This window comes from Geomicrobium sp. JCM 19037 (genome assembly GCF_000698105.1).
Lineage (GTDB): Bacteria > Bacillota > Bacilli > Bacillales > Marinococcaceae > Geomicrobium_A.
In genome coordinates, this window is sequence record NZ_BAWZ01000003.1 from 157,989 (window position 1) to 178,137 (window position 20,149).

Annotated in this window: 22 protein-coding genes and 3 pseudogenes; 15 read left to right on the top strand and 10 right to left on the bottom strand. The window is 43.3% G+C overall.

Annotated features, from left to right (window positions below):
- Window positions 1–31: 31 nt before the first annotated feature.
- Window positions 32–606: pseudogene (recU, locus tag JCM19037_RS03055) on the bottom strand (Holliday junction resolvase RecU).
- Window positions 607–751: 145 nt separating this feature from the next.
- On the opposite strand from recU, the pseudogene JCM19037_RS03060 reads away from it, so the two are divergent.
- From JCM19037_RS03060 to JCM19037_RS03070, 3 genes and pseudogenes are all read left to right on the top strand, one after another.
- Window positions 752–993 (top strand): annotated as a pseudogene (locus JCM19037_RS03060) (DUF370 domain-containing protein).
- A gap of 122 nt (window positions 994–1,115) precedes the next feature.
- Entirely contained in the window at window positions 1,116–1,616 is a 501-nt protein-coding gene (locus tag JCM19037_RS03065; protein ID WP_042397721.1) for a MerR family transcriptional regulator, read from the top strand.
- A 15-nt stretch (window positions 1,617–1,631) separates the two neighbouring features.
- Window positions 1,632–2,000: a DUF1798 family protein gene (locus JCM19037_RS03070; protein WP_042397722.1), complete on the top strand. Its 369-nt coding sequence runs from the start codon at window positions 1,632–1,634 to the stop codon at window positions 1,998–2,000.
- A 19-nt stretch (window positions 2,001–2,019) separates the two neighbouring features.
- Here the strand turns inward: JCM19037_RS03070 and JCM19037_RS03075 are convergent, their stop codons facing one another.
- The 4 genes from JCM19037_RS03075 to JCM19037_RS03085 form a co-directional block, all read right to left on the bottom strand.
- Entirely contained in the window at window positions 2,020–3,504 is a 1,485-nt protein-coding gene (locus tag JCM19037_RS03075; protein ID WP_052363486.1) for an AarF/ABC1/UbiB kinase family protein, read from the bottom strand.
- Window positions 3,471–3,689, bottom strand: coding sequence for a hypothetical protein (locus JCM19037_RS25485; RefSeq protein ID WP_193744641.1), 219 nt, complete (start codon window positions 3,687–3,689; stop codon window positions 3,471–3,473). The genes JCM19037_RS03075 and JCM19037_RS25485 overlap by 34 nt, the downstream gene beginning before the upstream one ends.
- A gap of 12 nt (window positions 3,690–3,701) precedes the next feature.
- On the bottom strand, window positions 3,702–4,028 hold the full coding sequence (locus JCM19037_RS03080; RefSeq protein WP_042397724.1) for a phasin family protein: 327 nt from the start codon (window positions 4,026–4,028) through the stop codon (window positions 3,702–3,704).
- Between the two features lie 71 nt (window positions 4,029–4,099).
- Complete coding sequence (locus JCM19037_RS03085; RefSeq protein ID WP_042397725.1) at window positions 4,100–4,294, bottom strand: hypothetical protein; 195 nt, start codon at window positions 4,292–4,294, stop codon at window positions 4,100–4,102.
- Window positions 4,295–4,514: 220 nt separating this feature from the next.
- Between JCM19037_RS03085 and ilvA the strand changes: the two genes are divergently transcribed.
- The 10 genes from ilvA to JCM19037_RS03130 all read left to right on the top strand — a co-directional run bounded on the left by ilvA (window position 4,515) and on the right by JCM19037_RS03130 (window position 10,853).
- Window positions 4,515–5,783: a threonine ammonia-lyase IlvA gene (gene ilvA / locus JCM19037_RS03090; RefSeq protein ID WP_042397729.1), complete on the top strand. Its 1,269-nt coding sequence runs from the start codon at window positions 4,515–4,517 to the stop codon at window positions 5,781–5,783.
- Window positions 5,780–6,532 (top strand): DUF3891 family protein, encoded by a 753-nt coding sequence (locus JCM19037_RS03095; protein ID WP_042397732.1) that lies wholly within the window; start codon window positions 5,780–5,782, stop codon window positions 6,530–6,532. Before ilvA ends, JCM19037_RS03095 begins: the two co-directional genes overlap by 4 nt.
- Window positions 6,533–6,662: 130 nt before the next feature.
- A complete protein-coding gene (locus JCM19037_RS03100; protein ID WP_042397735.1) occupies window positions 6,663–7,040 on the top strand; it encodes a thioredoxin domain-containing protein in 378 nt (125 codons plus the stop codon).
- Window positions 6,973–7,167, top strand: coding sequence for a redoxin domain-containing protein (locus JCM19037_RS29825; protein WP_193744642.1), 195 nt, complete (start codon window positions 6,973–6,975; stop codon window positions 7,165–7,167). The genes JCM19037_RS03100 and JCM19037_RS29825 overlap by 68 nt, the downstream gene beginning before the upstream one ends.
- On the top strand, window positions 7,077–7,391 hold the full coding sequence (locus JCM19037_RS03105) for a hypothetical protein (protein ID WP_152548918.1): 315 nt from the start codon (window positions 7,077–7,079) through the stop codon (window positions 7,389–7,391). Before JCM19037_RS29825 ends, JCM19037_RS03105 begins: the two co-directional genes overlap by 91 nt.
- Window positions 7,392–7,458: 67 nt before the next feature.
- The gene (locus JCM19037_RS03110; protein ID WP_042397741.1) at window positions 7,459–8,589 is read left to right on the top strand and encodes a conserved virulence factor C family protein; all 1,131 of its coding nucleotides are present in this window, start codon (window positions 7,459–7,461) and stop codon (window positions 8,587–8,589) included.
- Between the two features lie 12 nt (window positions 8,590–8,601).
- Window positions 8,602–8,811 carry a hypothetical protein gene (locus JCM19037_RS03115; protein ID WP_042397744.1) on the top strand — a complete coding sequence of 70 codons (210 nt, stop codon included), beginning with the start codon at window positions 8,602–8,604 and terminating at the stop codon, window positions 8,809–8,811.
- 20 nt (window positions 8,812–8,831) lie between these two features.
- A complete protein-coding gene (locus tag JCM19037_RS03120; RefSeq protein ID WP_042397747.1) occupies window positions 8,832–9,311 on the top strand; it encodes a PH domain-containing protein in 480 nt (159 codons plus the stop codon).
- Entirely contained in the window at window positions 9,304–9,630 is a 327-nt protein-coding gene (locus tag JCM19037_RS03125; protein ID WP_042397749.1) for a PH domain-containing protein, read from the top strand. Before JCM19037_RS03120 ends, JCM19037_RS03125 begins: the two co-directional genes overlap by 8 nt.
- Window positions 9,631–9,635: 5 nt before the next feature.
- On the top strand, window positions 9,636–10,853 hold the full coding sequence (locus tag JCM19037_RS03130) for a PH domain-containing protein (RefSeq protein WP_042397751.1): 1,218 nt from the start codon (window positions 9,636–9,638) through the stop codon (window positions 10,851–10,853).
- A 14-nt stretch (window positions 10,854–10,867) separates the two neighbouring features.
- Here the strand turns inward: JCM19037_RS03130 and JCM19037_RS03135 are convergent, their stop codons facing one another.
- The 5 genes from JCM19037_RS03135 to JCM19037_RS03155 form a co-directional block, all read right to left on the bottom strand.
- Complete coding sequence (locus tag JCM19037_RS03135) at window positions 10,868–11,347, bottom strand: DUF2777 family protein (RefSeq protein ID WP_042397756.1); 480 nt, start codon at window positions 11,345–11,347, stop codon at window positions 10,868–10,870.
- A complete protein-coding gene (locus tag JCM19037_RS03140) occupies window positions 11,332–11,826 on the bottom strand; it encodes a hypothetical protein (protein ID WP_042397759.1) in 495 nt (164 codons plus the stop codon). Before JCM19037_RS03140 ends, JCM19037_RS03135 begins: the two co-directional genes overlap by 16 nt.
- 60 nt (window positions 11,827–11,886) lie before the next feature.
- Window positions 11,887–12,822, bottom strand: coding sequence for an MBL fold metallo-hydrolase (locus JCM19037_RS03145; RefSeq protein WP_193744643.1), 936 nt, complete (start codon window positions 12,820–12,822; stop codon window positions 11,887–11,889).
- Window positions 12,823–13,160: 338 nt separating this feature from the next.
- Window positions 13,161–14,075 (bottom strand): hypothetical protein, encoded by a 915-nt coding sequence (locus JCM19037_RS03150; protein ID WP_042397762.1) that lies wholly within the window; start codon window positions 14,073–14,075, stop codon window positions 13,161–13,163.
- A 45-nt stretch (window positions 14,076–14,120) separates the two neighbouring features.
- The gene (locus JCM19037_RS03155) at window positions 14,121–15,212 is read right to left on the bottom strand and encodes a toxic anion resistance protein (RefSeq protein ID WP_042397765.1); all 1,092 of its coding nucleotides are present in this window, start codon (window positions 15,210–15,212) and stop codon (window positions 14,121–14,123) included.
- A 447-nt stretch (window positions 15,213–15,659) separates the two neighbouring features.
- Here JCM19037_RS03155 and JCM19037_RS29095 point away from each other — a divergent pair.
- Window positions 15,660–17,743 (top strand): annotated as a pseudogene (locus JCM19037_RS29095) (glutamate synthase central domain-containing protein); the annotation flags it as partial.
- 263 nt (window positions 17,744–18,006) lie between these two features.
- Window positions 18,007–20,127 (top strand): glutamate synthase-related protein, encoded by a 2,121-nt coding sequence (locus JCM19037_RS29100; protein WP_307189711.1) that lies wholly within the window; start codon window positions 18,007–18,009, stop codon window positions 20,125–20,127.
- Window positions 20,128–20,149: the final 22 nt, after the last annotated feature.

Here is a 20,149-nt window from a genome sequence, read left to right on the forward strand (position 1 = left end):
CTTTAGACGTTACAACCTGTCACAGGTTACATTATTGAAATAATAAATCGACAGCAGGCAGAAAATCGACAGGTGGAAGCGTAGTATTTGCTAGTTTTACACCGTATGTTTCAATGTGAGTCTTCTGTACAGATTTTCGCTCGGTTGAAGCTTTCAAATGCAAGAAATCACTCGTTTTGATGACAAAGGTTTCTTGAGAGCGGGCAAATCGCAAGATGAGAAATCCAAAACCTCCGTGTGCATCAATCTCTTGCATATGTGTAATTTGATGCTCGTGTAAGTTTTTTAGAGGAAAAGATTGAACTTGATGGGTTTCCTTAGCTTCGAAATCGACGTATCGACCTTTATATACGCCGTTATAGTCCGTCGTAGACGCTTGCCGAAAATACGCTTCTGTAATTTTGGCTCGGCTTCTTTTCGGGTAATCGACGTTTACAATTTGTACAGGCGTTGGTTTTTTATGAATAATTGCTCGTTCAGTATTTCGATAGTGAATGATTGATTGGTTAATGTCTTCTTCTAAGCTCATTCCTCGGTTTGCTTTCCCCATTTTCTGGGGGTCGCTGATTTCGTGTAGCGCTTTCCGTTCGGATAACGAAACGTCAATCGTCTCATCCTTTCCCGGAGGTCTCAATATGAATAATAACAACAGCTAATAATAGCATACGTTTTACGATTTTTGAAGAATTGTTTTCTATGAGACGGGCTCATGTTACACTTTTTAAAGTGCTATGAAAGAGGTGAACAAAACATGAACGATAAACCAACGAATATTGGTTTTGGCAATATTGTTCCCGGCGAGCGCATTATCTCCATTGTACATGCAGATTCTGCACCGACCAAGCGTATTGTGCAAGAGTCGAAAGAAAGAAAAATGTGCATTGATGCCACAAATGGACGTAAAACGAGAAGTATTATTCTTATGGATAGTAACCATGTCGTTTTGTCAGCGATCCACCTGAGACGATCGGCCATCGTCTTGGCGATGAATAAAGAGAACATTTGACGAATTAATACCAGTTTTGTCAGCCAGAAAGGAGATGGGACTTGTTTGCGTGAATCTTACCGTTAAGAAAGAAGGCAGTACGTTTTCTTAAACGGGGAGGGCGATTCGATTGACTTATGTAAAAACGCAAGCAGTGGCAGACATGCTCCAAGTGGCACCAAAGACGATTCAAAACTGGGTAAGAAAACACGGAGTTCAAGTGAACACCAATGATCGTGGCCATTATTTGTATGACGAACAGATGATTGAAATGCTAAAAGGCATAAAAGAGCGGCAAATGCCGGCGCAAGAGGCGTTCATCATCAACCAAGAGGAGAAATCACCAACACTCATGGCGTCAACGAGAGAAGCAGAGAAGAAGATGGAAGACATCTTGTTTCGACTTGAACATTTAGAAAGAATGATTGAAAGAAAAGCCGATGAAGTCGTTAGCTTTCAACTTCTTAAACATCGCCATGAGTTGGATGATGTTCAAAAATCGATGCTCTCTCTTGAAGATCAGCTCGCATCCTTTCAAAATGACGATCAAAGTAGTGAAACAAAAACGGATGAACAACCGGTACGTGAGAAAAGAAAACTCGGCAAAATGTTCTCTTTCTCCGGTTCATAAAGTGAGGGACTAACCATGGTACAGCAACTTCGCGAACGGTCACTTCAACTGCTCAGTGACGTTGAGCGAGCGAAGCAATATCATCGACAAAAGCAAGAAGGACAGTCGTTTTCATTTGAAGGAACGATTCTTCCATTCGTGAATGAAGTGCAAGAGCGTGTTGAAGTGTGGCGGGGAGAAGCGTTAGCGTTCGCAGAAGAAAATGCAATGAATACGCTAAATGCGGTGCAAATTGAACATACATACGAAAATATGTATGTGATTCCAACAGAATCGTTTCAAGCACACGTTCGCGAGAAACGATATGAAGAACGGATACAAGCAATTTACTATGTCATGGAATTGCTATTCGATGAGATGAACGAAAAGAGCAACGCCGATTAGGGCGTTGCTCTTTTCCGTGTTAGAACCTTCCCGACTTTAAAATCGAGAAGAGGATAAGCACAAACATGAGGAACGAAACGATAAAGCTAATTTGAATGACAGGTAATTGCACGAGGATAGATCCTTGTTCACCAAACGTAGAACCAATGATTAGACCGACCATGATGATGCTAAACGCGAGTAACGTCAGGCTAAAAGAGATGCGGTTGGAAATGCGGTCCAGTTTGCGAAAGAACAAATTCAACTTTGGCAACCGCAATTGAACCGAGAGTTCGTCATTTCCAACACGATCAATGGCTCGTTTCAGTGAAGTAGGGAGAGCAAAAAGCGTTTTTGACTGTGACTTTGCTTGTCGATAGATATCCTTTGACCAGTTCTTTGGATTCAATCGTTCACGGGCTAAGTCGCGTCCATACGGCTCGGCAATTTCAACGATACTTAAATTCGGATCAAGGCGGGAAAGGATGCTTTCCACGGTAATGAATGCTTTTGCAAGTAACGTATATTCCTTATAAATTCGAATGTTATACCGGTGGGACGCAGAAAAGATATCATTAATCGCTTCGCCTATTTTTACTTCTTCAAATGGTTGCTCATAATATTTATCCAGTAAGTATTCTACTTCTTCACTAAACTCTTCGGGGTCGACCGTATCTGGGACATCCGCCATCGTATACACAGACCGAGCCACATCGTTAGGGTCACCTCTCGTCAAAGAGATCACATAGTCAACGAATTGATTTCGCATTGATTTATTCAAGCGACCAATCTGACCGTAGTCAAGCATGCAAATCTTCTCATCACGGGTGACAATGAAGTTACCGGGGTGGGGGTCGCTGTGAAAGAAGCCATCGATCAATACTTGTTGTAAAAAAGCATCAGCAAGTTCGCGAGCGAACTGCTGGCGTATCTCTTCATTCGGAGGTTCCCAATCATGTAAGCTGTCCCCATCTATAAAGCTCATCGTAATCATCTTCCGGGTACAAAGCGGCTCATAGATTTCTGGAACTTGAATGAGCGAAAATTTCTTCATATTCATCCGCATTTTTTCTGTGTTGCGAATCTCAAGTGTGTAGTCCACTTCATTACGAATGGCCTCTGCGAATTCATCTGCAACTTCTTCTAACCGGTAATATTCCGCCCAACGAAAACGTTGTGTAAATAGGCGAGCAATGTCATGAAGAATGTCCAAGTCTTTTTCTATTGTCTCTTTAATATTTGGTCGAGCCACTTTGACGGCAACAATTGTACCGTCATCCAGCTCTGCTTTATGAACTTGCCCGATTGAAGCTGCAGCAATGGGCAACTCATTGAAGCTTTTGTATGCTTTTTCAATCGGCATGTTTAATTCTTCTTCAACAATGGCCTTCACTTCGCTATATTTAAACGCTGCCACGTTATCTTGAAGTTCAACAAGTTCATCAACAATATGCTTCGGAAAAAGATCTTGGCGAGTACTGACCATTTGACCTAATTTAATGAAGGTCGGCCCGAGTTCTTCCAATGCATTACGAAGCGCTCGCCAATCAGTCGATAGTTCGGGTCATTCCGATTTGTAGCCATACGCTTTGGAAGGGACAACACATGAAAAAGACCAACTTCTTTGAGTACGTATCCAAACCCATGGCGGGCGAGGATGGTGACAATTTTTCGGTAACGATTGGCATGTTTTAACCCATTAGAGAGCAATAGTCATCTTCCTTACGACTCTTTAGAGTCAGTTGAATCATTTTGGTTGTTCACGAGTGTTTCCAGATGAGCGATTTGTTCTTCAAGGCGGCTTAAATCATCCGTCGTAACTAGACCCATGTCTTTGAACATCTTTTTCATACGCACTTTGGAGGCATCTGACCATTCTTGTTCCTTTGATTCACCTTTAGAGATCAGTTCCTCTGCAAATTGCTCAGCTTCCTTTGGCGTAATTCTTCCGCGGGTAACAAGGTCGTCTAAATAACTTTGCACTTTCTCTGTTCCAGCAGCGGCAGCACCAAGTCCTAAGAAAAATCCATTCTTTAACCAATCATTCATCGTTAACAGCCTCCCTAATACAATCGTTATAGCTATCTAGTTTCCCGAAAAACCAAGATTTTAACCATTTGTTAGCTGTTGTTGTCTTTAAATGCTGAAACGACTAAGTAGACGAGTGTAACGATTGAAAAAGCACTAAGTGAAAATACAAGAAATGTGCTCGCGTCACTACCAGCCTCTTCCCCATATGCTGCTAGTGTTTGCGTAGTTGGGGCTAAAAATGCTAAGAAAACAATCATGCTCATCATTGCGGTTTTAAATTTCATTTTTCTCTTCCTCCTTCGTAGACGCCATTCTTCATTAATTATAGAAGGATTGGGCTTGATTTTCAACGAAATGTATTACGGTTTCTCGTTTTGTACGCTTTTGTCGATAAACTCATCACATCGTTAAAGAAATAGAAGAAATCTTCAAACAAGCGTGTTATAATTCACGTTATATATGTTACGGTTAGCGTTAGAATTGTATACAAAGGCGGCGTAAAAGATGGCACAAAAAAGTGAAACAATCGAGGAAGTCCAACTAGAAGACATCATTATTGCATACCAAACGTTAAAAGATGTCGTGACGCACACCCCTCTTCAAAGAGATGAGGTTTTATCAGAGCGCTACGATGCCAATATATATTTAAAAAGAGAAGACATGCAAGTCGTTCGCTCATTTAAGATTAGAGGCGCTTATTACTTAATGAAAAGCCTTCCTGAAGAAGACCTCCAAAACGGTGTTGTTTGCGCAAGTGCAGGCAACCATGCTCAAGGAGTGGCCTATTCCTGCAGGCAGTTAAAAGTTAAAGGGAAAATCTTCATGCCAACAACGACACCGAGGCAAAAACAAGACCAAGTGAAGCAATTTGGGAAAGAATTTGTTGACGTTATCATTACTGGAGATACATTTGATGATGCATTTAAAGAGGCGAAACGCTATGAAGAAGAGCATGGCATGACTTTTGTTCACCCGTTTGATCATGAAAAGATCATTGCTGGCCAAGGAACGGTTGGAATGGAAATTCTTAATGATATCGGAGAGAACATTGATTATGTATTTGCCTCAATTGGAGGTGGTGGCCTTATTTCCGGTGTCGGCACGTATTTAAAGTCGATTGACCCTCGCATTAACATCATTGGTGTAGAACCTAAAGGAGCGCCATCAATGCGGGACTCCCTCGCAAAAAGTGAGGTTGTTGAGCTTGGTGAGATTGACAAGTTTGTTGACGGCGCTGCAGTGAAGCGTGTCGGCAACAAAACATTTAGAATGTGTGAAAAACTTTTAGATGATGTCGTATTAGTGCCTGAAGGTAAGATTTGTTCGACAATTTTGGAGTTGTATAATCAGCAAGCCATTGTCGCAGAACCTGCTGGAGCCATGTCCATTTCTGCTCTAGACTTTTATCAGGATCAGATTAAAGGAAAAACGGTCGTTTGTGTCGTATCAGGGGGAAACAATGACATCGGTAGAATGGCAGAGATGAGAGAACGATCGCTCGTTTATGAAGGTTTACAGCACTACTTTATCGTGAATTTCCCACAAAGAGCTGGAGCTTTACGAGAATTTTTAAATGATGTACTCGGTCCAAATGATGACATTACGAGGTTTGATTATGTGAAAAAGAATAACCGGTCAGTTGCGCCCGCGCTTGTCGGAATTGAACTGAAACATGCTGATGACTATCCGGTTCTTATGGCTCGTATGCGATCTGAAGGGTTTGATGTTGATGAAATCTCTACGTCAGACAAATTGTTCAATTTCGTCTTATGATCATTCGAGAGGAGTCTGAATTCTGGGTCGTTACGACGCAACATGAGCACGGGGGACTAAGCGGTCACCTTGCCAGTCGTTGGGGTGATACAAATCGAAGGAAACAAAGCGACTGGCAATCGGTTGTAATCGCCGCGCGGGAACATGATCGCGGGTGGAAAGAAGCCGACCACCTCCCGAAATGGGACGCCATTCATGGGCAACCGCATGACTTTAATTCCTATCCAGATGAGGATAAGATTGCACTTTATCGAAACGGGATCGAAGAAGTGCAGTTGATGGATGAGCGAGCAGCATATTTGGTGAGTCGCCATTTGTCGGCATTCTTTATAAGTATTGATACGCCTCGTGCATCTGCATTTATAAAGGGTGAGCAGCTGCGGCAATCGAACATGAGGATAAAGACAGATACGACGATCGACCAACAAATACTCACAATGTGCGACGAGCTGTCGCTATATGCATGCTTGAACCGACCGGGAGTACAAAAGAAAGATGAGTTTCCTTGGTTTAAGAATGGTTTCTCTTCTCGATTTACATTTTTAGATGATCAAATTGTGCAAGCACATTGGCACGACGAGCGGCGGATTGTTTTGGATCCGTTTCCGCTTTTGGAGACGATCCGTTACCCATTACACAGTTTTCACTTGCAAAAGGAGATCGTGTTTTCGGATGGCTTGAAAGCAGCGTGGAATCATGCCAAAATGGAAAAGAATATCGTGACGTTCATGAAAGCAAGCGAAGCATAAATAACGGTTTTTGAAGAAGCGCTCGGGTGTAGATTTTCACCTGTTGGCAGTAGTGAACTTGACTGCCTGTAGCGCTTTTTTGTTTGTGCATCATAGTGTATTGACTCCATAAACAAAAAGGGGAATGAGCGTGCTAGAAGAAATTACCGAGGCCGAGTGGCGAAAAAGAAACATCCGATACACATTGATCGTGTCCCCGTTTTGTTTAAGTTGTCAAGTGGCAGAAACGATGGTTGAAGAAGCGTTTCGGTACGTAGCTCCAAAAGAAACAATGTATAAATTAAATTTACAACTCACGAAGACATTTGCTTATGATTACAACATTGAAACCGTCCCGACGTTATTATGCAAACAACCTGAGGGGTATACTCAGCTCACACAAATTCGGTCCACCGCAAACGTCATCCAATGGTTGTCGAAACGAGGAAAGGAGAATCGAAGTGAAAGCGCCAGCATTTTCATTATTAAATCCGGTATCAAACGAACGGATATCTTTGGAAGATTATAAAGGCAAGCCATTACTTCTGACGTTTTGGGCATCTTGGTGCCTGATTCGCAAATCGACCTCGACAAAAAAGCGAAAATCCAACAGTCGTTGGAAGAAGCGGGTTTACACTTGTTGTTTATTAATGTAGAAGGCCGTGAGAGAAACCGTGGTGATGGCAAACAATTTATGGACAATGCCCCGTACACCGTTTTGTATGTGATCGATGACGGAATGACTACATACGAAGCGTATCGCGCCATCGGTGTACCAACGACGGTCCTCATCAATGAACGGGGTGAGGTATCAGAGCGATTCGGTGACAAAACGCCTTTTACGGAAATTGTGCAACATTTGACCCCGTGGATTCGTTAAATAGCTATCTCATACGCAATTTGTTATGATAGAAGCCGAGAACGCTGTTTTTGAGGAGGAACAAACGATGAAAATAATTTCTATTGAACCGACACCAAGTCCGAATACGATGAAACTAACGCTAGATGAATCTCTTTCCAGTGGGAAGAGCAATAATTATACAAAAACGGACTATGCGGGTGCACCCGAAGAAATCAAAGAGCTTTTTCAAATCGAAGGAATTAAAGGGGTTTATCACGTCGCAGACTTCATCGCATTAGAACGTGAACCAAAAGCGAAATGGGAAGCTGTCCTGCAAGAGGCAAGAAAAGTCTTTGGCGAGCAAACCCAGAGCACGAGCACGGGTGAACACGTGATGGATGAACATTACGGAGAGGTCACTGTTCAACTGCAAGTGTATAAAAACATTCCGATGCAAATTAAGCTCGTCGCAGGTGATGAGGAGAAGCGCGTCGCTTTACCTGGGCGCTTCATGGAAGCGGCGTTTACTGCGGCTGGAGATTCGGAAAACATTGTGACAGAACGTAAATGGGAAGAGCGAAGTGTTCGCTACGGAAGTGATTTGGATAAGATCGGTGAAGAGGTAGCAGAGGAAATTGAAGCGGCCTACACGAAGGAACGTTTGAATAAACTGATTGAGTGGAGCGAAGTGTCTGGATCAAACAGCCGACCAGAACCTTATGCTGTTACGCTGGAGATGCTTGATAACCCAGATTGGAAAGCACGCTTTGCCGCCTTAGATCAGATGGACCCGTCTGAGGAGGACCTCGAAGTACTGCAAAAGGCGATGAAAGACCAGAAGTTATCAGTTCGGCGTCTTGCGGTTACACTAATCGGCATGATCGAAACGCCAGCCATTCTTCCTTATTTGTACGAGGCGATGAACGATAAGTCGGCAACGGTACGGCGGACAGCTGCAGATGCGTTTTCTGATCTTGGCGATGCGAGTGCAATGGACGTTGTCATTGAAAGCTTAACAGACAAAAGCAAACTCGTTCGTTGGCGAGCAGCAATGTTCTTATATGAGCTTGGAGACGAGCGGGCGATTGAACCGTTAAAAGCAGCCATTGGTGACTCGGAATTTGAAGTTGACATGCAGATGCAGCTCGCGCTTGAAAGAATTGCTGGTGGTGAAGAAGCGAAAGGGTCAGTCTGGAAACAAATGACCGATTCAGTAAGAGCGAGCAGGGAATCTTAAGAGGTGGAAGAGATGACGAACGAACAATTAATTCAACAACTTGAAGACAAGAAAATGACCGACGTGCTCGAGCTCATAGAAGAAGCGAAAGCCGGTGAGTTTGATGAGCTCGAGCTCGTTGAATCTCTTGGATTGTTGCGTGATGAAGACTTGAACCGACGAGTAATTGCGTTACTTGAAGAGATCGGTGTCGAGATCGTGTACGTAACTGATGAGGAGTAATCAAGGAAGGAGCACCGCTTATGCGAGAAGTACCGGCGAAGCGCCTATCTAAAAAGGCGCTTCCTGTTTGGCGTATTACAGGACTTTTAGAAAGTTTATTTTACTTAGTATTACCACTTGCATATGCAGGGTTGTCGTTTTTCTTTGATTGGCCGTTTTGGATTTTATACCCGGTGATGCTGCTATGGATCTTGATTGCAATATTAAAAAGTCTTGTCATTCCAGCAGTTAGGTGGCGCCGATGGCGCTATGAAGTTCACGACGAGGAAATTGACTTTCAGTACGGTGTATTCATTATACGTAGAACGCTCGTTCCAATGAATCGTGTGCAGCATGTAGATACAGAACAAGGGCCGATCTATAGACACTATAAGCTATCGGCTGTTTCCATATCAACGGCTGCGACCATTCATCAAATTCCTGCATTAACAGAAGAAGTGGCCTCGGATCTTCGGGATCAAATTGCCGTTTTGGCCCAAACGGCTGATGAAGATGACTGACGGTAAAAGAATGCACTGGGCAGCTGTCGTAATCATGGTGTTATCGGGCTTGAAAAGTTTTATTATCCCGATCATCATAGCCTTTTTTATCGGAGGTACAGGATTTCCAGGTTTATTCGCACTCATCATCATACCTGCAATCTTGCTCATCTCTGGAGGATATAGCTTTTTGTATTGGTTCATGTACCGATACCGTGTGGAAGATCGAGAACTTCATATTCGCCAAGGCGTCCTCATAAAAAAACAGCGCTATATTCAAAGAAGTCGTGTACAAAGCTTTGACATGTCGGCGGGTCTTTTACAACGACTTTTGGGTTAGTAAAAGTGAAAATTGAGACTGCAGGTGGAGGCAGTGAGCCTGATGTAGAGTTAATTGCACTCGACCGAAGTGAAGCGAATCGCCTAAAGAAAAAACTTCTCAAAAAACCTCAAGAAGAGATGGTTGATGAAGAGGTCCAAACAGATGAAAAGGCGCTTTATGAAGAGCCGCACACAGATGAAGAACTTGTGGATCAAGAACTGGATGAGGTGGGAGAAGATTGGGTAGAAGAAGAGCCAGAAGAAAAGTGGGTACTCGGTACGAAGCGACTAATCGTAGCCGGTATGACGTCTGGCGGTGTCGGACTTGTGCTATCAGCAGTAGTGGCACTCGTATCCCAAATCGACTTCCTTTTGCCTGAACAATTTTACGAGTCAACGATCGGTATTGCACTCTCCTTAACGATGACGCTTATTGCTGTGATTGTCGTTTCTATTGCCATTATTGCTTGGGTTATTTCAATAGGAATTACAGTCATCAAGTACGGGCAATTTCAAGTGGAAAAGCGCGGGACGGATATTATCGTTTCCCGAGGATTGTTGGAAAGAAAACAACTCACACTAAAAGAACACCGGATTACTGCTGTCCGCATGGTTTCGAGTATTCTTAGACAGCCGTTTGGCTATACAACCTTATATGTTGAATCTAAAGGTGGCGGCAGTGCAGAGGAGCAACAGTCAACGATGCTCATTCCGCTTATTAAACGTTCTGAAGTGGAGGACGTGCTCGCTCAGTTTCTACCAGAATTCTCTTTTGAAGAGGAATACACGTTGTCACGTTTGCCGAAGAGGGCGAAGTTCCGCTACATGATTCGCTCCGTTTTCCCTCTCTTATTCGTGATTGTTCCGATCGTCTATTTCTTCCAACCGGTAGGGTGGTACAGTTTATTGTTGATTATTCCGGGTATGCTCGTCGGGCATTGGCGACATAAGCACGGAGGATTTTATCATGATGATCAATTTGTTATTATGCAATGGCGATTGTTCAACCTGAACCGAGTTCTCATTCCTAAGCGAAGAATTCAAGCTGCTGACGTCGTACAATCCCCAATTCAAAGGTGGAGAACGTTATCAACATTTTCAGTATCCATTCTTTCAAGTTTATCGGGGAAAAGTTTTGAAGTATATGATTTAGGCGAAGAAGACGGACGGACGTTACTCGCCTGGTTTTCAAAACATCATACACAACTGGATTCAAACGAAAAAGAAGATGAACCGCTCTAAAGGGTTCATCTTCTTTATTTTAGTGTCTGCATATTCGTATACGTAAGCACTTGACGCTCGTTTTGGTCAGACGTGCATTCAAATCGGTCATACACGTAATCTTCACCGATATGGTGCAAAATGCGTTCGTAACGATGTTGAATAATGATGGAGGACGCTTCTTTTTCAAAGATCAAGAAGTTCACTCCGGTAAACTTTTGCTCCTCTTGTGCGTGCAACAATTGGCGAAGTAACGTGTTGTGACATTTCACAAGATGTTTACGTTTATATCCGAAATCTCTAAGAATACTTGCTAGAGATTCTTTCGCTGGCGTTTCAAGTTCGTTGAGCAGAATTTGGAAAGGTTCAAACTGTTCCTTGTGAATACGAACGGCAGCACCTTGTTCGAGCCGGACTTTCTTGCCGTTTCTTAATTTGAATTTCCATTCGCGCTCATGAAGAACCATCAACCACTCGTCATGTTTTGCATTGTACCATTCTAAATCAAAAGGCAACCGTCTAGCATCATGCGCTCTTTTTGCGAGTTTTCGATGAGTACAATTTCTTCTTCTTCATACCCTAATGTAAAATATAAATAAGGATCTTCTGATTGACGATGGCCATTTTTAAAGCGCAAGCGAGAATCTTGAAGGTGTTTCTTTTGTTCTTTTAAATGTTGGATGTTTGCACTTGTTACGTTTTCTAGATTTGTGAGCGCTCTGAGCACAGACCCTCGAAATGAACGAGAGGTTTTTCCGTCAAAAGGATGGATGTTGTTTCCCGAGATCGTAAACCGTTCACCACCACGGTCTTTTAGCGAAAAGATCGCATCCACATCAAAGATTTCGTGTACACCTTGAACGAGAATGGTTCCGGTCCAAATCTTGTTTTGGGGTGTATGGATTTCTTCTAGCACTCCGTAATAACTGCACGTCGAATCATTTTGAAAAATAACCGTTTTTCCTTGCCATTGCAATGCTTCTTTACGATTCATACATATCCTCTCTTTTCAACACAGTTCACCTAATCATTATAAAGGGCTTTCAACCGTTGTTCAACCATCTAGCTCGATTCTCCCTTTTTCATAAGCGTGGATGAGACCGAGTGCTGAAACTTGGCAATCGACGTTTAACATATTGGATTCATCATCTGTAAGTTGTTCGAGCTGATAATAATCTTGAACGGTTTGTTGAAGGACGCGCGCTAACCGCTTTGCATCTTGTGACTCTGTTCTTAAAGCATCAATAAATTTCTCGAGCAGTTGTTCGCTGTTTAGAAACAGTTGATCGGTTTGCTGAGGGGCGCCAAAATGGCCTAAATACAAAACATCCGGAGATAACCGACGAATCTTTTCCCACGAATTTGCCATCATTGCTGGGTCGAATTGGGAAGGGGATGTACTCGGCACGCTTACACATTGATTGTGACGATCGCTCAAACTTTTATAATAGACCGCAACCGTATCGCCAGTAAAGATCCCATTCGTTTCGCTGTCTAGAATGGAGATATGATGCATTGCATGGCCAGGAGTATGGAAAAATGTGAGCGTTCGGTTGTTGCCAATAGAGAGCTGTGCTCCATCTTCTTGACTAACGACCATCCGTTTTGGAACGGGGAGAACAGGTGCAAACGTGCGGTCAAACGCATCGCCATACACAACACGAGCTCCTTCGATCAATTTCGTCGGGTCAATGAGATGTTTGTAGCCACTTGGGTGAACGTGGACGCGAGCATTAGTGGCGTGTTGAACGAGCTGCCCAGCACCTCCTGCATGATCTAAATGAATGTGGGTTAAGATAATGTGAGAAATATCAGTCATTTTATAACCGAGCTGTTTGAGTCCAAGGCGAATCGGCTCAAATGATTGACTCGGTCCTGTTTCGATAATGGTTAGTTGCTCATTATCCAACACATAAATTCCGGTACGTTCTTTCATGCCAAGGTCGAGTCCGTCAATGAGATACGTGTGATCAAATAGTTTCTGCATCATCGATTCCTTTCCAAAGTGGCTGATTGTAACGGCAAGTGCCATATGCTCATTATTTTAACGTAAAATCACAATTTGCATAAAGGATATCTTAACAATCTTCCGATTTATAAAAATTCACTTCGTCGTCTTCTGTACTGGTATTATGAATAAGATATTTTGAATGGATACAAGATGAACTTTATGACTTGTTGTTTTGCGATAATTGAATGTTACAATCCGAGCCTTCCATAGACTTCTAAACCACCTCTTCATACACGCTCTCGATGCTTTCACAAATAAAACACCCCAAATTCGTTTATGGTTCGAACTTGGGGTTACATTCAGCCGCTGAACGTTGTTTAGCGGTCTTTTTTTTCATTATAGCGGCGTTCGTTTAGTCGAATGAGGTAATCGAATCGCTCTGACTTCATATCGTCTTCATTTTCTTGCAAACGGCTCACTGTAATTTCCATTTGTGTCAGGGCTTCGTACACCTTTTCCATCTGCTCCGACTGCTCTTCCTCATCCAATTGCTGATAGGCTTCTAATAGGTTTGGAATGTCTTGTTGGAGCATGCGTTTCACTTGATACCGATCTTCAACCGATAGGTGTCTAAGTTGTTGCTTAAGTGGATACAACCGTTCTAGAAGCTGGCGCAGTCGGTTTTGCAAAGGCGCGGGCAACTCGTGCTCGAGCATTGATACGTAATTTAGTGATCCTGCATATTGATCTTGCTCTGATTTTGCTTCTTTGGAGATCGTTTCTTCGTGATCAGGTTGGTCTTGCATTTGAATGAGAGAAGTAGGAGCATGTCCATCCAAAGCTCCATCAATGTGCTGCAATTTTTGTATCATGCCGTGAAAGTACGGTGATTTAACGACACTTCTCACATGTGACTTCCCATTCTTCATATAATAGACAAACCCATCTTTAATCATTTTTTGTTGGGCTTTTGAATGTTCACTTCTTACGTAATGCAACACAAAGCGTTTTTTAATGGCAGAAGGAGATTGATGGGTATCAAAAGTGAGCAACTTCAAATGTTTTTGACTTACTTTCAGCCTCATCTTAAAGGTGCGCCCGTTTTTTCTATACACTTGTGAGCCTCGTGGTGGCCCGTGTTTTAGAATATGAGAGATGACTTTATCTAAAACCGCTTCACTTTCTTTGATGAGTGAAAGGCCGTTTGGGTCAGAAAATATATGATCGTCAACGGTGCGCATCCGCTCCGGAATAAAACGCTCCCTCCAAGAGGAGGTTAGCCAATCTTTCACAAACATCATCACCTTCATCGTAAAGTAGTGGTCAATGATCCGGCGCTATGAACGCTCCGATCGCTCGGGCAGACGAGCTTGAACGTTTTTGTTCAAGTCATCAAGTTCGGCGATAAACGCTTTTCCGGACTGAACAATTCGTTCATTGGACTGTTCGGTTAATTCAATCGCAGATTGAACGTCTTCATAAGCTTTACGGAAGGATTCGATGGCAACCGCAGGCTCTTCCAATGTTTTTAATGTTTCTTCCGTATTCGTACGCAACGTTTTGGCATTACTTAAAATCATATCTTCTGTTGCTTGATTCACACTTTGCACAGCGTCAATGACTTTTTGTTGGTTGCCAAGTGCAAGTTGGATACTTGCTGTAACCGTAATGACGTTTTTCGTCATCGTAATCGCATTAAAAATCGCTTCTTCAAGTTTTTCGTTGTTTTCTTTTATTAAGTCAACAGAAGCGAGTGACTGCTGTAATACCATAACCGCTTGTGTCATGTTTTTGATCCGTGTAATCACTTTTTGTTGACCCTTTTGCAACTCCACCGGGTTGTCTCGCCATTTCTCGGCAGTCATTTCACTTTCAAGCATCGTGTTTAACTGTTTACCCGTTTCAATTTGCTTTTCCAAATTGGTAATCCGAGAAGTCGCGGTCTCCCGAAGTTGCTCTAACATCAAGTTGTCTTCTTGCAATTTGTCTTTCCCTTTTAACAACGCTTCAATGATGTTCTCCACTTGTTCTTCAACCGTTTTATATTTCTGTGCATATTGATCAATTGGATTTTTGCGGGTAAGCTTGTTCCACGCTTTTTGCAATGCATTTTGGTTAAGGTGTTCTGGCTCTAGCGTCGACACTTGCTGACGAAGTTCAAAGAGCTGTTCAGGCAACTCACTGTTTTTATTGGAGAGCATGTCTTGCACTGGTCGCTTTAATGATTCAAGGGAGTCTCCAGCAAGTTTTTGCTCATCTTCTCCTAACAAACCTAGCTGTTGGATCAGTTCAGCTGTGTTGCTACTTTCTTTGAATTTGTTCATGTATTGTTCTGCGTTTTTCTCAGCCTCTTGTTTCTCAGGCTCTTTAAGGTCAGTTTCAAAATTCGTTTCATCAACTTCTGGGGCATGTTTATTTTCTTCTTGCATGGATAGACCACCTTTCTGTCAGTAAAAACCAGCCGAGCAATTCTTTGTTCATTATATCATTTTCACAACAATCATGTCTTGATTCATTTACGTTTGTAAACAGATAAAGGTTTCGTATGTATTATTCCTATTAAAGAAAAGTACAATTACGGATCAAAATATAGAAAACAGGCAGAAAAATGATTGTTAGATTTTTTCCCGAAGCAACTATGCATTAAGCGCTTACATGCCGAAGCGACGGGCGGTTCCAATTTGCCGAAGGTTCAGATAAGTGGTAAGATCATTTTTACTAGTTTACTGAGACAACTTCAAGTTGGATGAAAGAGGTGGAATGAATTGACTCACAAATATCAAGGGGACCAAGGATTGTACCGGTCTGAATTTGAGCATGACAATTGCGGAATTGGGTTTTTAGCAAATCTTAAAGGAACACCATCATATACGATCGTGCGAAGCGCACTTGATCTTTTGAGCAATCTTGAACATCGAGGTGGGCAAGGGGCGGAGAAGAACTCTGGTGACGGGGCAGGAATCTTGTTGCAAATCCCTCACCCGTTCTTTGTAGAAGCTGCAAAGGAAAACGGCTTTTCATTACCAAACGCCGGGGAATATGGCGTTGGGATGTTGTTCTTGCCAACAGATGAAGGCAGAAGAAGGGCTGTCCTCGACCTACTTGAATCGATTGCAAAAGAGGAGCAAGCAAGTGTCATCGGTATTCGCGATGTTCCTGTGAATGAACAAGGGTTAGGTAAGACTGCGCTCGCAGCAAAACCTTATATTCAACAAGTATTTATTACATCTTCAGGTTTGTCTTCAGACGTTTTAGAGAGAAAATTATATGTTGTTCGAAAACGTATTGAAAGAGAAGTTAAAGCCCTTTTAAAAGAGGGTGATTCTTTTTATTTTGCCAGTCTTTCAACAAGAACGATTGTCTATAAAGGCATGCTTACGACGGATCAACTCGGTACGTTTTATACCGATCTGAAGAAGAAATTATTCAAAAGTACGATCGCTCTCGTACATTCTCGATTTAGTACGAATACATTTCCGAGTTGGGAGCGAGCACATCCAAACCGGTATCTTATGCATAACGGGGAAATCAATACGATTAAAGGGAATGTCAACTGGATGCGAGCGCGAGAAGCGGTGTTCGAATCCGAATATTTCCAAAGCGATCTTGAAAAAGTGCGACCTGTCGTTGATGAAAATGGTAGTGACTCCTCGATGTTCGATAATGCTTTTGAATTTTTAACATTGTCTGGAAGAACGCTTGCCCACTCAGCAATGCTCATGATTCCAGAGCCATGGCAAAATGCTGAGAACATGGCTAAAGATAAGCGTGCATTTTACCAATATCATTCTACGCTAATGGAACCGTGGGACGGACCGACAGCCATTGTGTTTACGGATGGAAATCGTGTAGGCGCTTGTCTTGACCGAAATGGGCTTCGTCCATCCCGTTACATCGTGACAGAAGATGACATCGTCGTCATGTCTTCTGAAGTGGGTGTACTCCCCGCAGCGCCAGAGAAAGTTGTTGAGAAGAAAAGGTTAAAACCGGGGCAGATGCTCATCGTCGACCCGAGTGAAGGGCGCATTATTCCAGATGAAGATGTAAAACAAGAGATTATTTCTAAGCATCCGTATGAAGAATGGGTTGCTCAAGAACTAAAGACGCTAGATGACATCCGTGAAAGCTCAGATGCATTTAAAGAGTATGACGAAAAACAAGTGCTCCTAAATCAACTCGTACACGGGTATACGTTTGAGCAAATTCATAAACAGATCAAGCCGCTCGTTACAGATGGCGCAGACCCGGTAGGGTCTATGGGGTACGACAATCCGCTAGCTGTGTTGTCGGAGAAACCTCAACTGTTGTACAACTACTTTAAGCAACAATTTGCACAAATAACGAACCCGCCGATCGACGTGATTCGAGAAGAAGTCGTGACTGCGGTAGGTACGACAATCGGGAAAGAGGCAACCTGCTTCACCCAACGGCGAAGAGTGCCCGCCATATTTACTTAGAAACACCACTCCTAACGAATGAGGAGTTAGCCAAGCTTGCCGCTTGTGACGAGCAAGGCTTACAAGCAGAAGTGCTGTCTGCAACGTTTGAGCCGAGTGGCTCGTCTTCAAATATTGAAAAAGCACTTGAAGACATACACAAACGCGCAGATCGGGCAATTGAAGACGACCGGACACTCATTGTGTTAACGGATCGTGACTCAGATAAATTCAACGTTCCTCTGCCAATGCTTTTGGCCGTCTCGAGCTTGCATCATCATCTCATCCGACAAGGAACAAGAACTAAAGTGAGCTTAATTGTGGAAACCGGTGAAGCGAGTGAAGTTCATCATTTCGCAGTTCTCCTCGGTTACGGGGCAGAAGCGATCAATCCGTATCTTGTGTTTGATTCTCTTGAAGGTCTTGCAAGAGATGAAGAGCTAAGTGGTCTCAATTACGTCGATGCAGTAAAAGCCTACATTCAAGCAGCGACAAAAGGGATGATGAAAGTCCTTTCAAAGATGGGCATTTCCACGATACAAAGCTACCGAGGTGCGCAAATCTTTGAAGCGGTTGGACTTCATGAAGATGTGATCAATCATCACTTTACTTGGACGCCAACAAGAATCGGTGGAATTGATCTTGAGACGATTGCGAATGAAGCGATCCAACGTCATCGAAAAGCTATCGTCTTTTTGAAAGTGAACAACTTTCTTTACCAGACGGTGACGACCATCAGTGGAGAAGAAATGGGGAAGAGCATCAATTTAACCCCCACACGATTCATATGCTCCAACAAGCTTGTCGATCAAACGACCAGGAATTGTTTAAAGCCTATAGTCGTTCCATTAACGAGCAAGAAGAGAAGCAAACAACACTTCGAGGTCTGCTCGCATTTAAGAAAGACCGTCCATCTGTACAATTGCATGAAGTTGAACCGGTTGAAGAGATTTTCAAACGCTTCAAAACGGGTGCAATGAGCTTTGGTTCCATATCGAAAGAGGCGCATGAATCTTTAGCCATTGCGATGAACCGGATTGGTGGGCGATCGAATACAGGAGAAGGTGGGGAGGACCCAGAACGCTTTACTCCTGATGAAAATGGTGATTTAAGACGTAGTGCGATTAAACAAGTGGCATCCGGCCGCTTTGGCGTAACGAGTCATTATTTAGTGAATGCCGATGAAATTCAAATCAAAATTGCGCAAGGCGCAAAGCCAGGTGAAGGTGGACAATTGCCGGGAAACAAAGTGTACCCTTGGGTCGCGCAAGTGCGCGGAACGACTGCAGGCGTTGGTCTGATCTCGCCGCCGCCACACCACGATATTTATTCGATTGAAGATTTGGCTCAACTCATTCATGACCTGAAACATGCAAACCCTGCCGCGCGGATTAGTGTGAAGCTTGTATCGGGTACAGGTGTCGGTACGATCGCCGCCGGTGTCGCAAAAGGTCGTGCGGATGGAATTGTCATTAGTGGCTATGATGGGGGTACAGGTGCAGCTGCACGTACATCGATTAAGCATACGGGACTTCCATGGGAGATTGGGTTGGCTGATGCTCATCAAACACTTGTGCTAAATGGTCTCCGGGAACGTGTAAGGTTAGAGACAGACGGCAAGATGATGACAGGTAAAGATATTATTACAGCAACGCTGCTTGGTGCAGAAGAATATGCATTTTCCACAGCTCCGCTCGTCGTTTTAGGATGTGTGATGATGCGCGTCTGTCACATCGATACGTGTCCAGTCGGTATTGCGACCCAAAATCCGGAATTACGCAAGCGCTTTGCTGGAAATCCAGATCATGTCGTGAACTTCATGACATTTGTTGCTGAAGAAATGCGAGAAATCATGGCAGAACTAGGGTTTACAAAGCTTGATGATATGATTGGTCGGTCCGATCTGTTAGAACAACGTACAGACATCACGAATGAAAAAGCAAAACAGGTGGACCTTGCTTCATTGCTTTATCGACCTGAGACAGAAAATCAGCAAAAACATATCGGGCATCTTGAACAAACACATCTTGTGAATGAATCACTCGATGTAACGATGTTGATGGAAAGTTGTGAAGAAGCGATTGAATACGGAACGAAAGTCGAGCAAAGCTATCCAATTTGGAGTATAAATCGTGCGGTCGGTACGGTAATTGGAAGCATGATCTCTAAGCGTTATGGCATGGATGGACTGCCGGAAGATACGTTGGACTTAACGTTTTCTGGTTCCGCAGGCCAAAGCTTTGGGGCATTTATCCCGAAAGGCATGACGCTTCGCCTTATAGGTGACAGCAATGACTATATCGGAAAGGGTTTGTCAGGGGGAAAGATTTATGTTCACCCTCATGAATCGGCACCACTCAAGCCTGAGGAAAACATTATCGTTGGAAACACCGCGCTATACGGTGCAACAAATGGAGAAGCGTACATTTCAGGCATCGCTGGCGAACGTTTTTGCGTGAGAAATAGTGGCGCTCGTGTTGTTGTCGAAGGTGTAGGAGACCACGCGTTAGAATATATGACTGGCGGGACGGTTGTCGTTCTTGGAGAAACAGGTAAGAACTTTGCTGCAGGTATGTCAGGGGGGACGGCTTTTGTATACAACCCTGAACAGTCATTTGAAAAACATTGCAATCGTGCTCTCGTTGAATTAGATGAAGTGAAAGATGAAGATGTGACGGAGTTAAAAGAACTGATTGAAAAGCACGCTTTGGTTACTGGCAGTCCGCTAGGCGAGCGGTTGCTTCGTGATTGGGAGCGGACAGTAGCGAACTTCGTAAAAGTGATCCCTACCGATTATCGCAATATGTTAAAAGCGATTGAAACATCGATCAAAGAAGGCATTTCAGAAGAAGAAGCCGTTATGGCAGCATTTGACCAAAGTCAGCAAAAGAAAGCGGCGGTTAAATAGTACCGTAAGAACAGGAGGGGAT